This is a genomic window from Pseudomonas sp. JH-2, from assembly GCF_036231725.1.
In the GTDB taxonomy this organism is placed as follows: Bacteria; Pseudomonadota; Gammaproteobacteria; order Pseudomonadales; family Pseudomonadaceae; genus Pseudomonas; species Pseudomonas delhiensis.
Genome location: NZ_JAZAQP010000006.1, coordinates 32,605 through 47,650 on the forward strand (window position 1 = coordinate 32,605; position 15,046 = coordinate 47,650).

The following is a 15,046-nucleotide window of genomic DNA, read 5'->3' on the forward strand; positions in this document are numbered from 1 at the left end:
CCGCATCACTCATCGGAGTTGATCCAATCCTTCACTACCTGGGCCACGCGGCCCGGGTCCTGAGCCACCAGGCTCTTGATCGCGTTCAGCTGCGCATCGTACCCCTCGCTGGGGCTGGGCAACAGGATGCTCGGCGGGCCACCCAGGCTGACGCGGTCCTCGGCCAGTTCGCCGTCCAGGCCGGCCATCTCGCCCAGGGCCATGTCGCCGCCGGCGCCGGCCACCAGGGCCTTGCTCTTGTTGCCGGCGAGGTTGTTCAGCACCGGGCGCAGCACGCCGAACACCAGCACCAGGATGAAGACGATGCCCAGCACCTGCTTGACGATGTCCCAGAACCAGGGCTGCGAGTAGAACGGCGGCGAGGCGATCTCCAGGTTCTGCTCCGGGGCGAAGGGCGCGTTGATCACGCTGACGCTGTCGCCACGGCTGGCGTCGTAGCCCACCGCGTCCTGCACCAGGCGGGTGAAGCGCGCCAGTTCGTCGGCGCTCCAGGGCTTGTGGCTGACTTCGCCGGTCTTGGGGTCGGCGACCATGTGGTCGTCCAGCACCACGGCGACGGAAAGCCGGCGCAGGCGGCCCTGCTGCTGCTTGGTGTAGCTGATGGAGCGGTCCAGCTCGTAGTTGCGGGTGTTCTGCTCGCGCTTGTCGGTGGGGTACGGCGCCAGCACCGGACGGCCGGTCTTCGGATCGATGATGGTCTGGCCGTTGGCGTCCTTCAGCGGCTGGCCCGGGGCGACGAAATCGGCGCCGGCGCTCTTGCCGGTCTGCTGCGGCGCGCTGGCCGGGCCCGGCGGCTGGTTAGACAGCGCCCCCGGCACACCCTGCGGGCCGCTGCCGTTCTGGCGTTCCTCGTTGTTCACCTGCTCGCTGCGCAGGGCCGGCTGGTCCGGGTTGTAGGACTCGGCGGTGGATTCCACGGCGCTGAAGTCGACGTCGGCGGACACCTCGGCCTTGTAGCGGCCATCGCCCAGCACCGGCTGCAGGATGCTGTGCACGCGCTGGGTGAACATGCCTTCCATGCGCCGGCTGTAGTCGAACTGCTTGCCGGCCATGGTCAGTTCAGAAAGCTCCTGCTGGTCGGAGAGCAGGTTGCCCTTCTGGTCGACCACGGTGACCTGGGACTTGTCCAGCTCCGGCACGCTGGTGGCCACCAGGTTGACGATCGCCAGCACCTGGCTGGGCTCCAGGCTGCGCCCCGGGTACAGCTCGACCAGCACCGAGGCGGTGGGCTTGCGCTCGTCGCGGACGAACACCGAGCTCTTCGGGATGGCCAGGTGCACGCGCGCGCCCTTGACGTTGTTCAGGCTGGAGATGGTGCGCGCCAGCTCGCCTTCCAGGCCGCGACGGTAATTGGTCGCTTCCATGAACTGGCTGGTGCCCAGGGCCTGTTCCTTGTCGAGGATCTCGAAGCCGACGTTGCTGTCGGTGGGCGTGAGGCCGGCGCCGGCCACCTTGATGCGGGCGCGGCCGAGGTCGTCGGCCTTGACCAGCAGGGCGCCGGAATTGGGGTCGACCTTGTAGCCGATGTCGGCGGCGTTCAGCGTCTCGATCACCTTGTTGGCATCGACGCCGTTGAGGCTGCCGTACAGCGGCTTGTAGTCCGGCTGCTGCGACCACAGCACCATGCCGAAGCCGATGGCGATGCTCGCCGCCAACCCGACCAGCAGGCCGACCTGGCGCAGCACCGGCATCTCGGCGAGGTTCTCGAGGAACTGCAGGCCCATCAGCGGCTTCTTCAGCATTTCGGCTGCGCCGGCTTTGGCGGGGACCTGGTTGTCTACAGTGGCTTCGGCCATGAACTATCTACCTACCCCGTGGCTCAGATGGGCATCTGCATGATGTCCTGGTAGGCCTGGACCAGTTTGTTGCGCACCTGGGTCATGGCCTGGAAGGACACGCTGGCCTTCTGCGAAGCGATCATCACGTCGGTCAGGTCGACGTTGCTCTGGCCCACCTCGAAGGCATTGGCCAGCGCAGTGGCGGCCTGCTGGGTGGAGTTCACCTTGTTCACCGCCTGGCCGAGCATGTCCGAGAAGCTCGGCGCACCCTCCACGGCCGCCGGCGCCGACGTCGCCGGCTTGGCCTTGGCCATGGCGTCCATCTGCATGGAGCGCATTTCCAGCAGCAGGCGATTGAACTCGATACCCTGACTCATTTGCTTTCCCTCTGACTACGGGCCGTGGCTTTTTTGACGCCGCGGCGCTTTGGCATAGGGGATTGCAACAAGGGTGCCAGGTTTCAGGGGGGACTTGCAGGGTATGGCTATTGGGGTCAAGAGCCCCTCACCCCAGCCCTCTCCCGGAGGGAGAGGGGGCCGTTCGGCGCGGCGATAGGTAATGGTTTTCTCCTGACGCACAGGGTGTGGCCGGCACCCATGTTTCAGGCTGAATGCCTTCATTCGCACGGCAGAGGAGGAGCCCCCTCTCCCTCTGGGAGAGGGCTGGGGTGAGGGTGCTTCAACCAGACTCCAGCACCAACAGAATCGCCTCCAACACCCCTTCCGTCCGCACCAGCACATCATGATTCCAGAACCGCAGCACCTGCAGCCCCTGGGCCTTCAACCAGGCGTCCCGCTCGATATCCGCGACGCATCCCAGGTGCTGCCCACCATCCAGCTCCACCACCAACCGCCGCTCATGGCAGTAGAAATCCACGATGTATCGCTCCAGTGGCACCTGACGCCTGAATTTCCAGCCGAGTAGCCGACGGTCCCGCAGACGACTCCACAACAACCGCTCCGCGTCGGTTTGCCGACGCCGCAGTTCCCGGGCAAATTCCGCTGGCTTCGACATGCCCTGCCCCTTCCTCCAGGGAAAAGCAGAACCCTGCGCCACCCACTGCCGTCACGACTGCCGGCAAGCGCTGAAACCACCTCGGGAATCCCCCTTGCGACACAAAGAAAAGGCCCGCGAACAGCGGGCCCGAACAGGGGAAACCGGCGCCACTCAACTGGCGTACAAGTAGGCCTCCACATCCATCCCCGCATCGCGCATCTGCGCCAGCTTGTAGCGCAGGGTGCGCGGGCTGATGCCCAGGCGTTCGGCGGCTTCCTTGCGGCGGCCGCGTTCGCTGCGCAGGGTGTCGATGATCATCTGGAACTCGCGGCGGCGCAGGTCTTCGCCCAGGCCGCCGGCGGTGTCCGCCGCCGCTGTCGGAATTCCGGCGCTGCTGGCGGCCGCCACGGGGGCGGGCTGCACCAGGGGGATCACGGGTGCTGCGGGCGCCATGCCGATGGGGGCGTTCAGGCACAGGTCCAGGGCGCGGACCTGGCCGCCCTGCTGCAGGATCAGCGCGCGCTGGATCGCATTGTCCAGCTCGCGCACGTTGCCCGGCCAGGGGTGCGTCAGCAAGGCGTCACGGGCGTCGGCGGCCAGGCTCAGCGTGCCCAGGTTCATCTTCTTCACGTACTTGGCCAGCAGGCGCTCGGCCAGCGGCAGGATGTCCGCCGGGCGCTCGCGCAGGGCGCGCCAGGCCAGGGGGAAGACCGACAGGCGATAGTACAGGTCCTCGCGGAAGCGCCCCGCCGCCACCTCGCCGAGCAGGTCGCGGTTGGTGGTGGCCAGCACGCGGATGTCCAGCTCGATCGGCTTGCGTGCGCCCACGCGCTCCACCTCGCGCTCCTGCAGCACGCGTAGCAGCTTGGCCTGCAGCGCCAGGGGCATCTCGGAAATCTCGTCGAGCAGGATGGTGCCGCCGTCGGCCAGCTCGAACTTGCCCGGCTGCGCGGCGATGGCGCCGGTGAAGGCGCCCTTCTCGTGGCCGAACAGGGTGGCCTCGAGCATGTTGTCGGGAATGGCCGCGCAGTTGATGGCGATGAAGGGCTTGTTGGCGCGCGGCGACTGCTGGTGGATGTAGCGCGCCAGCACCTCCTTGCCGGTGCCGGACTCGCCGGAGATCAGTACGGTGGAATCGCTGCGCGCCACCCGTGCGGCCAGTTCCAGCAGCTGGCGGCTGGCCGGTTCCACGGCCACCGGGCCCTCGCCTTCGGCGACGGGCGCCTGGCCCTGGGCGTGGCGGGCCACCAGTTCCAGCAGCACCTTGGGCTCGAAGGGTTTCACCAGGTAGTCGGCGGCGCCCTGGCGCATGGCGTCGACGGCACGCTCGACGGCGCCGAAGGCGGTCATCAGCAGTACCGGCAGTTGCGGGTAGCGGGCGCGGATCAGGCCGAGCAGCTGGTGACCGTCCATGCCGGGCATGTTGACGTCGCTCACCACCAGGCCGAAGGCCTCGCGCTGCAGGGCGACCAGGGCCGCCTCGGCGCTGTCCACGGCGGTGAACTCGCAGCCGCCGATCAGCAGGGTATCGGAGAGGGCTTCGCGCAGGGCGCGGTCGTCTTCGACGAGCAGGATTCGGGCGGGCATGGGGTTATTCCTTGTGTTCACGGACGGGCGCCGCGATCAGCGGCAGGACCAGGCTGGCGCAAGTGCCGCGGCCCGGGCGCGAGTGCAGGCGCAGTTCGCCGTGGTGCGCCTTGGCCACGGCCTTGACCACCGCCAGGCCGAGGCCGGTACCAGTGGTCTTGGTGGTGAAGAAGGGCTCGCCAAGGCGCGCCAGGGTGGCGGCGTCCATGCCCGGGCCGCTGTCGCTGATGGCCAGGCGCAGGCTGTCGCCGCGGGCGTAGAGGTGGACTTTCAGGCGCACGTCCTGGCCGCCGGCCTGGATGGCGTTGTGCAGCAGGTTGAGGACGCTGCCGACCAGGGTGTCGCGGTTGCACAGCAGTTCGCCGCCGCGCACGTCGCACTGCCAGCGCAGCTGCAGGCCGGCGACGTGGGCCTCGGCGGCGGCGCGCAGGCTGGCGAAGAGTTCCGCCGGGCTCAGGCGGTCCGGCAGCGGCAGCTCGCCACGGGCGAACACCAGCATGTCGCGTACCTGGTTCTCCAGCTCCTGCAGGCGCTCCTTGAGGCGCCCGGCGAAGCGTTGCTGCTGCTCCAGCGGCAGCGCCTGCTCGCTCAGGTGGCCGGCATAGAGCATGGCCGCGGACAGCGGCGTGCGGATCTGGTGGGCCAGGGAGGCGACCATCCGGCCCAGGGCCGAGAGCCGCTCGTGGCGGGCCAACTGGTCCTGCAGGCGGCGGGTCTCGGTGAGGTCGTTGAGCAGCACCAGTTGCCCGGGCTCGCCGTTCAGCGAGCGGGTGGCGATGGACAGGCGGCGCCCGTCGCGCAGGGAAATCTCGTGGCCGTCGTCCTTGCGCGGCGCGAAGCAGCGGGCGATGACCTGGCGCCACAGCATGCCCACCAGGGGCTGGCCGAGCAGGCCGCGGGCCGCCGGGTTGGCTTCGCGCACCACGCCCTGGCCGTCGATGACGATGACGCCGCCGGGCAGCAGGTCCAGCAGGCTCTGCAGGCGGTTGGCCAGGCGTTCCTTCTCCGCCAGCTCCTGCATGCGCTGGGCGCTGACCAGGGCCAGCTGTCCCTTCAGTTCGCTGACCCGCGCCTCCAGCATGCTGTACGACTGGTTCAGCTGGGTGGACATCTGGTTGAACAGGGCGAAGGCCTGGTCGAGGCCGGCGCGGCCGTTCTCCTCCAGGTGTTCGCTGGAGTCCGGCTGGGGCTGCTGGGGTACGGCTGGCATCATGCTGTCTCTCTTCCATCCGACGTCGTGAAAGCGTCGGCTGGCAGAGTCTTAGCAATCTGCGTGCCTAAAAATTAGTCCTTTATTTTCAGGCACTTGCAAAAAGCCCAAGGCAAGTGGCGTCAATCCTCCGCCACTTCCTCCTCGCGACGGCTCATGCCGTACTTGCGCATCTTCTCCACCAGGGTGGTGCGGCGGATGCGCAGGCGCTCGGCGGCGCGGGCGACCACGCCGTTGGCGTCGTCCAGGGCCTGCTGGATCAGCCCCTGCTCGAGGTTGGCCAGGTAGTCCTTGAGGTCGATGCCCTCGGCCGGCAGCATCGCCGGCGAGTCCAGGCCCGGCAGCCCGGCGGTGATGGCGGCGCGCTCTTCCAGTTCCTCGCGCAGGCTGCTGGCGAGTTGCTCGTCCTCGTCGTCGACGTGGCGGAATTTCTTCGGCAGCTCGCCGACGCCGATCACCCCGTAGGGGTGCATGATCGCCAGGCGCTCGACCAGGTTGGCCAGTTCGCGCACGTTGCCCGGCCAATCGTGGCGGCACAGCGACATGATGGCGGCGGAGTTGAAGCGGATGGAGCCGCGCTTCTCGTGCTCCATGCGCGAGATGAGTTCGTTCATCAAGAGCGGGATGTCTTCCACCCGCTCGCGCAGCGGCGCCATCTCGATGGGGAAGACGTTGAGGCGGTAGTACAGGTCTTCGCGGAAGCCACCGTCCTCGATCATCTTCTCGAGGTTCTTGTGGGTGGCGGCGATGATGCGCACGTCGACGTTCTGCGTCTTGTTGCTGCCCACGCGCTCGAAGGTGCGCTCCTGCAGCACGCGCAGCAGCTTGACCTGCATCGGCAGCGGCATGTCGCCGATCTCGTCGAGGAACAGGGTGCCGCCGTTGGCCAGTTCGAAACGCCCGGCGCGGCTGGTGATGGCGCCGGTGAAGGCGCCCTTCTCGTGGCCGAACAGTTCGCTTTCCAGCAGCTCGGCGGGGATCGCCCCGCAGTTCACCGGCACGAAGGGCGCGTCGCGGCGCTTGGAGTGGTAGTGCAGGTTGCGCGCCACCACTTCCTTGCCGGTGCCAGATTCACCGAGGATCAGCACGCTGGCGTCGGTGTCGGCGACCTGCTGCATCATCTGCCGCACCTGCTGGATGGCGCGGCTGGTGCCGACCAGGCTGCGGAACAGGTTGGGCTCGCGCTGGCGGCCGCGCTCGCGGGCCTGGTCGTACATCTCGCGGTAGACCTGGGCGCGGTGCAGGGAATCGAGCAGCTTGTTGTAGCTGGGCGGCATCTCCAGGCTGGCCAGCACGCGGCGGCGCAGCTCTTCCGGCCAGTCGTTGGGCGCCGGTTCGCCGATCAGCAGCACCGGCAGGTATTCGTCCCAGGCCGCGAGCTGCTTGAGCAGCTCCAGGGCGCCAGCCTTGTGCTCGACGCTGCCGAGCAGCACGCAAAGCACGCCGCGGCTGCCGTTGGGCAGGTCGTCCACCGCCAGGCGCCAGTCGCGGCTGCGGCAGGACAGCTGGTCCTCGCCGAGGAAGTTGAGGATGGTGGAGAGTTCGCGGCAACGCTCCAGGTCGTCGTCAATCAGCAGAATCTTGGTTTCACGCCACATATTGCTCTTGTCTTCCGAAGGCATGTGGGCCGGCGAACGGCAACGGAGAGGGGCGGAAACAGGCCGCCATCATTTAGCCACCAAGTAAAGTCAAAATTGTGGCAGGAGTCAAATTTATGGCGTGATTTATTCGTTGTTTCCGACGGAAGAACTTACCTGCTGGAACGAACGGCGGCAATGCCGGAAACGGGGGGTCGCGCCGAACGGGCGACCCGCGGGGCTCAGCCGAAAAGCTGATAGACCTTGGCGCCCTTGTGCGACCGATTGACGCGGATGATCTCCTCGGCCACGCCCTGGCGCTGGCGGGTGACTTCCTGGACCAGTTCGCGGTACAGCATGAGCAGCCCTTCGAGGCTGCGCTTGAGCTCGCTGTCGTCGTCCAGCGGCTCGTGCATGGCGGCATCCACGTGCTGGCGGCACTCCAGGTCCAGCCGGGCGATGGCTTCCCAGTCCTGCTCCGCCAGGGCGGTTCCCAGGGCGGTGCGGGTTCGTTCGATACGCTCGACGGCGAGGGTCATGCTTCGTGTCTCCTGGTGGGGCGGTATTACTGCGGGATACCGTCCCAGCCTTCCTTGATGCTGCGAAGCAGGTTGGCCACTTCGTCGAGCATATGTTCGTCGTTCTGCCGGTTGGCCTCAAGCAGGCGGCGGCCCATGTAGATGTACAGGGCGTTCAGGCGCTCGGCATAGTCGCCGCCGGCCTCGAGGTTCAGCCCGTCGCGCAGGCCGCCGATGATGGCCACGGCCTTGCCGATCAGCTGGCCCTTCTCCGCCATCTGGCCGCGCTGCATGGCGCCACGGGCCTGGGCGATGCGGCTCAGGCCGCCTTCCATGAGCATCTGGATCAAGCGGTGCGGACTCGCCTCGTGGAGCTGTGCCTGGACACCCACGTTCTGGTATTGGCGAAGCGCTGCCATCGCATTCATTTCGAGATCCCCTGGTGTGGAAGGTTTCATATCCGATGTCCAGGGTATCGGCGCGGCGGCGCCAGACTTTAATCGCGAATTGCGTCTACCTCGGCCGCTGCCGGGCGGCTAAGCGCCGCCCGCATCAGTCGTCGGAGCTCTTGTTCAGCGCGTTCAGCGTGGTCATCACGCTGCTGCTGGTGGCGTTGAGCTGGGCGACCAGGCTGTCCATGGCGTTGTACTTGGCGTACAGGATGTCGGTCAGCTTGGCGGTGCGGTCGTCCAGGTCAGTCTGCTGCTTCTTCAGGCTGCTGATGGTGGAGTTGATCGAGTCAGTCTGCTGGTCGAGGATGCCGTTGGTCTTGGCATAGCTGTCGACGGCGTTGTACATGCGCTTGAGGAAGCCGTCGCTGCCGGTGAAGAAACTCTGGATGTTGCCCGAATAGGTCTCCAGCCCCTTGCTCAGCTTGCTGCTGTCGACGCTCAGGGTGCCATCCTTCTGACTGGTGATGCCGAGCTGCGACAGCACCTGCAGAGTACCGCTGCTGCTGGACAGGTTGACGAACTCGTTGCGCAGACTGTTGAGCAGGGTGCGGGTGGTGGCGTCACTGGACAACGGCCCCGCACTGGTACTGGTGGTACCGTCCTCGTTGGTGGTGGTGGTGATGTCCGTCAGACTGGAGATCGACTTGATCATCGTGTTGTAGGCGTCGACGAACTTCTGGATGTTGGCGGTCAGGTCGTCGGTGTTGGTCGCCACCGTCACGGTGGAGCTGCCGGTCGTCAGCAGGTTGAAGGTCACGCCGCTGACGGCCTTGTCCAGGGTATTGCTGGAACTGGTCATCGACAGGCCGTCGAGCTTGAACTCGGCATCGCCGGCCTGAACCAGATAGCCGCCGGTAGAGCTGCTGTAGGCTGCCGAGCCGTCGATCGCCAGCTTGCCCAGGGTGCTGTCGCCCGAAGCCTTGACGCTGATATCGGTGCCGGCGCCGGTGGTGGTGGAGCTGAGCACCAGGCGCGAGCCGCTGGAGTCGGTGACGATGTTGGCGGAGATGCCGCTGGTGGAACTGAGCTTGTTGATGTTGTCGCGGATGGTCGACAACGAATCGCCAGCGGACACCGTCACGTAATAGTTGCTGCTGCCTTGGCTGAGGGTAAGACGACCGGCGCCGAACTTGTCGGAGCTACCGACGTACTGGCTGGCCACCTTGGAGGCGGTCGCCAGCTTGTCGACTTCCAGGGTGTAGGTACCGGCGGTGGCCGAAGCGCTGGCGGTGGCAGTCGCTTTCGTCTCGTCCGACGAAGTCGCCTTGAGCCCGGAGAAGGAGTCGGCGGTGTTGAGCGTCGCCACGGCCAGCTGGAAGGTCGAGAGCGCGCTCTTGAGCGAGCCCACGGCGGACAGCTGGGTGGTGCTCGACTTGGTGAGGTTGGTGATCTGCGTCTGCTTGGCACTGGTCTGTGCCTTCACCAGGGCGCTGACGATCGAGTCGATGTCCAGGCCGGACCCCAGGCCGGTAGAGGCGATGCTGCCCGACGAGGAAGAACTGATCGTAGTCATTGCCGCGCTCCTTTAAACGGTTTCTTGACGCAATTGCTCGTGCCAGAGCCTTCGAGCAAGAAGCAGGCCAGCTTCTAGGCCTGCTCCCGGAACAGCAGGTTGCCGGCTTCCTTGATGCTCTCCGCCAGCTTCACCGCGACCTCCGAAGGAATCTGCCGGATCACGTCGCCACTGGTGCTGTCCACCACCTTGACCACGGTGATGCCCGACTCCTGGTCGACCGAGAACTCCAGGTTGCGGTGGATGACCTGGGCATTGCTGCGCAGGCTGTCCAGCGCACGGTCCAGGGTAGCCTTGTCCGGCGCAGCCTGGGTGCTGCCGGTGGACGGCGAGCCCTTGCCGTCGACGGCAAGGGTTTTGCCGCTGGCCGCGATGGGCGTGGCCGCCTGGGCCTGGTCCGCCCTGGCGGGGGCGCCCAGTCCGATCGTAGAGAAAGTCACGCTCATCATCGACTCCTCATTATTCTGGACAAATGCAGGAAGGGCGCAGTGCGCCCTTCCTTCGTATCAACCGCCGATGACCTTACTGCAGCAGCTTGAGTACGGCAGAGGGCAGCTGGTTGGCCTGGGCCAGTACAGCGGTGGCTGCCGACTGCAGGGTCTGCTGCTTGGTCATCTCCGCCGTTTCCGCGGCGAAGTCGGCATCCTGGATCGTACTGCGTGCCGAGGTGGCGTTCTCCGCGATGTTCTGCAGGTTGGAGATGGTGCTGTCCAGACGGTTCTGTACCGCACCCAGGGCCGAACGCTGGGTGTCGATCTGCTTCAGGGCATCGTCGATCACCTGGATCGCGGCCTGGGCCTTGTCGGCGGTGCCGATGTTCAGCGACTGCACGGTCTGGCCGGAAGCCACGGTGGCGGTGCCGCCGGTCAGGGTACCGCCCGCGGTGACGGTGATGTCGTCCTGCGAGGTGACCTTGATGCTGCTGCCACTGGCGACCGCGGTGATGCCGCTGACGTTGGTGTTGATCGAGGCGACGATGTCGTTGAGGCTGGCGCCCTTGGCGTAGTCGACTTCGACGCCGTTGACGGTGATGCTGCCCGAGGCGGCGGCGGTGGTGGTGTCGTTGACGCCGGTGACCGCGATGGTGCCGCTGGCCAGGGTGTAGCTGCCGTTCAGGGCCTTGGCGCTCATGTCGTTCAGGGTGAAGCTGACGGTTTCGTTGGCGTTGGCGCCGACCTGGAAGGTCATGGTGCCGTTGGTGCCAGCCTTGCCGTTGAGCAGGGTCACGGCGGTGCTGCCGCCACCGAAGGTGGTGGTTTCGGAGATACGGGTCAGTTCGGCGGTCAGCGACTTGAACTCCTGGTTCAGCGAGGTGCGGTCGTCTTCGCTGTTGGAGCCGTTGGCGGACTGCACGGCCAGGACACGCATGCGTTGCAGGATGTTGGTGGATTCCTGCAGGGCGCCTTCAGCGGTCTGGGCGATGGAGATGGCGTCGTTGGCGTTGTCCACTGCCTTGTTCAGGCCGTTGATCTGGCTGCTCAGGCGGTTGGAGATCTGCAGACCGGCGGCGTCGTCCTTGGCGCTATTGATGCGCAGGCCGGTGGAGAGCCGGGTCATGGCAGTGTTCAGGTTTTTCGAGGCGTTGTTCAGGTTCTTCTGAACGGTCAGCGAAGAGATGTTGGTATTTACGGTAAGGGCCATGACGAGATCCTCGTGGATAGGCGACTGCTTTCAGTTGGTTCCTGGCCCTTGGCTAGTGCCGCCCGGTATGGCCTGGAGAACCTTCGTTAGGGTTATCGTCCGTGGCGGATTTTGCTTTAGGGCGATTTTCGATTTTTTTTCAAGCCCCTCTTGCATCTTGCCCCAGGAAAATGCTGAAAGCCCCGCTTGGCGGGGCTTTCAGCATTCAGGCAGCGGTACCCGGGCGCTCAGTCCGGCTGCCAGGCGCGATGCCAGGCCTGCAGGTTGTCGCCCTGCAGCATCCAATCGCTGCGCACCTTCTCGCGCAGGCTGTCGCCCATGCGGGCGGTGGCGTCGAGGTCGTCCAGGTGCATGCGGATCGCCTCCACCCAGTCGCGGAAACGGTTCTTCACCCGGGTGGCCGGCAGGTCGCCGGCATAGGCGCGGTTGTCGCTGCACACCACCGGGAAGCCGCAGGCGCCGTACTCCAGCAGGCGCAGGTTGCTCTTGCACTGGTTGAACAGGTTGTCTTCCAGCGGCGCCAGGGCAAGGTCCAGGTCCAGGCTGGCGAGCTTGGCCGGATACAGGTGTATCGGCAGGCCCGAGTGGAACTCATGCACGTACGGGCGAATCTGCTCCGGGCACATGCCGAAGAAGACCCACTCGACCTCGTTGGCCAGCTCCTTGACCACGTCGGCGATCAGTTCGAGGTCACCGGTGTGGCTGACGCCACCCGCCCAGCCTACCCGCGGCTTCGCCGAACGCCGCCGCTGGCTCGGCTGCAGGCCGCCCCACCAGCCGGGAGCCAGGCGGTTATAGGCGACACGGATATCCGGATGCAGGTCGGAGAAGGCCTCGGCCAGCGCCTCGGTGGAAACCACGAAGCGGTCGACGTAGCCCAGGCCGCGGCGCAGGGAGCGGAGAATGTCCTTGGGCATGTGCTCGCGGTGCTGGTTCTTCAACGGCAGGTTCGGCAGGTAGTCGTCGAGTTCGTAGACCTTGAAGGCACGGGAGAAGGCCTTCATGCGGCGCATGGCATCCAGGCGCTCGTCACCGATCTGGCGCTGCAGCAGCACCACGTCCGGGGAGAAGCGCTCCAGGTCGGCGACGTGCAGCAGGCCGTGGGTCACCACGCCTTCGATCAACCCCTGCTCGCGCTGCGCCAGGAACGGCTGGATGACCCGGTAGTGGCCGCAACCGAAGGTGTCGGCAAAATGTGCCAGTACCGTCGGCAGCGGTTGCCAGGCCAGGGGGCGGAAGGTCAGTTGGGTGTCGGTGAGGACGAAGCCCCCACGGGCGCGGACCAGGGAGAAGTTCGGGTTGTATGCGGGGTCGCGAGCCAGACGTGGCAGCCAGCGAGCGTAGAAGGCGTCCTGCAGTTCCGTCGGCTCGGCTTCCAGGGCCTGGTTGTGCAACAGGGTTGCGTGGGGCGTCCAGACGATCAGGTAACCGGAGGCACCGGTGCGCAGGCAGAGGTCGACATCGGCGCCACGCTCGGCGAAGTCGCCCTCATCGAGGCCACCCAGTTCGTCGAACAGTGCCTTGCGGATCATCAGGCAACCATCGGAGACCGCACTGTAGTTCTGTGCCACCTGCAGGCGGTTCATGTAGCCGGTGGCGTTCATGTCCTCGCCGATGAAGGCGTGCCCGGCGATGCCGCGCAGGCCCAGCACCAGCCCGGCATGGGTGATGCGCCCCTCGCCATCGACCGTGCGCGCGCCGACGATCCCCACTTCGGGACGCTGCGCCTGGTTGACCAGTTCGCCCAGCCAGTCGCCCTGGAAGACCGCGGCCTCCGGGCGCAGCAACAATAGGTAGTCGCCACGCGCATGAGCGGCAGCCAGGTTCTTCAGCCGCGCGTCGGCCAGCGGCTCGCCCGAGCGCAGCACACGGACGCGCTCGGCGGCCATCTGCTCGACGCCCTCCAGCCACTGGCGGGTGGCCGGGTTCTCGCTGGCGTTGTCCACCAGCAGGATTTCGTAGTTGGGGTAGGCCGTGTGCTCGAGGAGGCTCATCACGCAACGCTGCACGGCGGCGAGCTGGTCGCGCAGGACGATGAGGATGGACACCGGCGGCTGTGCCGCATGACCGTAGTCGATGTGGTAGCGCCCCGGCAGATGGCTCTGCACCCGCGCCTGCCCGTAGCCGCGTGCGGCGAGATGACGCTGCAGGGTGCGCTCCTCGTCGGGGTTGGCCTGCAGGCTCGGCGCGGCGGTCGACAGCAACGGCTCGGACAGGTGCGCCAGGCCATCGAGGCCGCCCTGCTCCACCAGGCGCAGCAGCAGGTCCAGTTCCAGCGCCCGAGGATACTCCCCGTCGAAACCGCCCATCTCGAGGATGGCCTCGCGGTTGAACAGGCAATGGCGCGCCTGGGAGGTGGGGAAGCTGATCAGCAGGTCGAGGTTGAAATCCGGACGCATGGCCGGCCCTTCGCGGCCATCTTCGCCACGCAGCACCAGGTCGGTGGATACCGCGCGGCAACCGCCCGCCCCCATCAGTTCGAGGCCGGCGACCATCAGCCCGGACGCGGTGAAGAGGTCACCGGCGCCAGCCAACACCACCCAGTGGGCGGTGCTGCTGCGCAGCGCCTCGTTGACTGCGGCGGCCAGGCCATCGCCCCCCACAGGCTGATGGCGCAGGCGAAGCCCGCTATCCACGGCCTGCGCCTGGGCGCCCAGCAGCGTCACACTGACATTCGGGTAGAGTTCGGCGGCCGCCGCCAGGCTGTCGAGCGTCGCCTGCAGCGCTGCGCTATCCCCGCCTACCGGCAACAGCACATCTATATGCACGCCCAGGCCATTGGCCCGCAGGTGCTCATCGATCAGCCGCCTCTGGATCGGGCTCGGCTTGCGTGCCACCAGCCACTCATCGAAGCGCTCGGTCATTTCGCTCAGGGCATGGGCCTGGCGCAAGGCGGCAAGCAGGTCGACGCGCTCCGGAGCTTGTTCCCGATGCAGCGGCGAAACACCAACCAACTGGTCGCCACCCTCGATGTACCAACCCAGGTCACGCACGGCCTGGCGGAAGTCCTGGTGCCCCTTGTCACCGATGCCCGGCTTGTCACGGCCGAGCTGGCTGAACTGCTCGCGGGAGACGCGGAAGTCCACCAGGGGGGCGGAGAGGAACGCCAGGTCCCCCTTCTGCAGCAGCTTGACATAGAGCGCAAGGTCGCCCACCCAGCGGATGGGTACGCCATTGAGCGCCATGACCTGGTCGCCGAACGCTGCCACCGCCTCGCGGCGGCACAGCACGGTGCTGGGCTCGCCGATGAAGTTGACCGTGTGTTCGGCCAGGAACGACGTCAGGCCGATACCATCGACCAGCGCATCCTCCACGAACGGCAATGCGGTGGCCAGGATGTCCGGCAGTTGACGCCCCTGATCGTCGATGCGCCGCCGCCGCGAACTGACCAGCTCAATCCCCGGCCGCTCCCGCATGGCGTCGACCATGCGTTCGACGCACTCCGGATGCAAGACGTCGTCGTCATACAGGAACTTCAGGTATTCGCCGCTGGCCAGGCTGACGCACTTGGCCAGGTTCTTCGATTCGTGCAAGCGCGTCTCGTTGTACGAGTAGTGCACGGGGAAATCGAGAATGCCGCGGTACTCGTCCACGACCGCCCGGACTTCGTCCGTCCGGCAGTCATCGCAGATCACCAGCTCCAGCGGGCGATAGGTCTGATCCTGCAGGCTCTGCAGGGCCTCCTTGAGGTAGGCCGCCTTGTAGGCCGGCATTACGACGCTGACCAGCGGGTTGATATCGTTGGGTTGGTTCACCATCACACCTCAACTTGGC

12 protein-coding genes are annotated in these 15,046 nt (G+C 66.4%); all 12 read right to left on the reverse strand.

Annotated elements, in window-relative coordinates; translation table 11 throughout:
• Positions 1–5: 5 nt before the first annotated feature.
• The 12 genes from fliF to VV867_RS06005 all read right to left on the reverse strand — a co-directional run bounded on the left by fliF (position 6) and on the right by VV867_RS06005 (position 15,030).
• Positions 6–1,796: a flagellar basal-body MS-ring/collar protein FliF gene (gene fliF, locus VV867_RS05950; protein WP_109933094.1), complete on the reverse strand. Its 1,791-nt coding sequence runs from the start codon at positions 1,794–1,796 to the stop codon at positions 6–8.
• A gap of 23 nt (positions 1,797–1,819) precedes the next feature.
• A complete protein-coding gene (gene fliE / locus VV867_RS05955; protein ID WP_109933093.1) occupies positions 1,820–2,155 on the reverse strand; it encodes a flagellar hook-basal body complex protein FliE in 336 nt (111 codons plus the stop codon).
• Positions 2,156–2,456: 301 nt separating this feature from the next.
• Complete coding sequence (locus VV867_RS05960; RefSeq protein ID WP_328565858.1) at positions 2,457–2,792, reverse strand: endonuclease domain-containing protein; 336 nt, start codon at positions 2,790–2,792, stop codon at positions 2,457–2,459.
• 153 nt (positions 2,793–2,945) lie between these two features.
• Positions 2,946–4,361 carry a sigma-54-dependent response regulator transcription factor FleR gene (gene fleR / locus VV867_RS05965; RefSeq protein ID WP_328565859.1) on the reverse strand — a complete coding sequence of 472 codons (1,416 nt, stop codon included), beginning with the start codon at positions 4,359–4,361 and terminating at the stop codon, positions 2,946–2,948.
• 4 nt (positions 4,362–4,365) lie between these two features.
• Complete coding sequence (locus VV867_RS05970; RefSeq protein WP_371921110.1) at positions 4,366–5,574, reverse strand: sensor histidine kinase; 1,209 nt, start codon at positions 5,572–5,574, stop codon at positions 4,366–4,368.
• A gap of 119 nt (positions 5,575–5,693) precedes the next feature.
• Positions 5,694–7,169 carry a sigma-54 dependent transcriptional regulator gene (locus VV867_RS05975; RefSeq protein ID WP_089391784.1) on the reverse strand — a complete coding sequence of 492 codons (1,476 nt, stop codon included), beginning with the start codon at positions 7,167–7,169 and terminating at the stop codon, positions 5,694–5,696.
• 221 nt (positions 7,170–7,390) lie between these two features.
• Complete coding sequence (locus VV867_RS05980) at positions 7,391–7,687, reverse strand: flagellar protein FliT (protein ID WP_275627311.1); 297 nt, start codon at positions 7,685–7,687, stop codon at positions 7,391–7,393.
• 26 nt (positions 7,688–7,713) lie between these two features.
• The gene (fliS, locus tag VV867_RS05985) at positions 7,714–8,094 is read right to left on the reverse strand and encodes a flagellar export chaperone FliS (RefSeq protein ID WP_009620865.1); all 381 of its coding nucleotides are present in this window, start codon (positions 8,092–8,094) and stop codon (positions 7,714–7,716) included.
• A gap of 124 nt (positions 8,095–8,218) precedes the next feature.
• Positions 8,219–9,631: a flagellar filament capping protein FliD gene (gene fliD / locus VV867_RS05990; RefSeq protein WP_328565860.1), complete on the reverse strand. Its 1,413-nt coding sequence runs from the start codon at positions 9,629–9,631 to the stop codon at positions 8,219–8,221.
• A 74-nt stretch (positions 9,632–9,705) separates the two neighbouring features.
• Positions 9,706–10,077, reverse strand: a complete 372-nt coding sequence (locus tag VV867_RS05995; protein ID WP_275627313.1) for a flagellar protein FlaG — start codon at positions 10,075–10,077, stop codon at positions 9,706–9,708.
• Positions 10,078–10,153: 76 nt separating this feature from the next.
• Complete coding sequence (locus VV867_RS06000; RefSeq protein ID WP_109933452.1) at positions 10,154–11,272, reverse strand: flagellin N-terminal helical domain-containing protein; 1,119 nt, start codon at positions 11,270–11,272, stop codon at positions 10,154–10,156.
• Between the two features lie 227 nt (positions 11,273–11,499).
• On the reverse strand, positions 11,500–15,030 hold the full coding sequence (locus VV867_RS06005; protein WP_109933453.1) for a glycosyltransferase: 3,531 nt from the start codon (positions 15,028–15,030) through the stop codon (positions 11,500–11,502).
• Positions 15,031–15,046 lie beyond the last annotated feature (16 nt).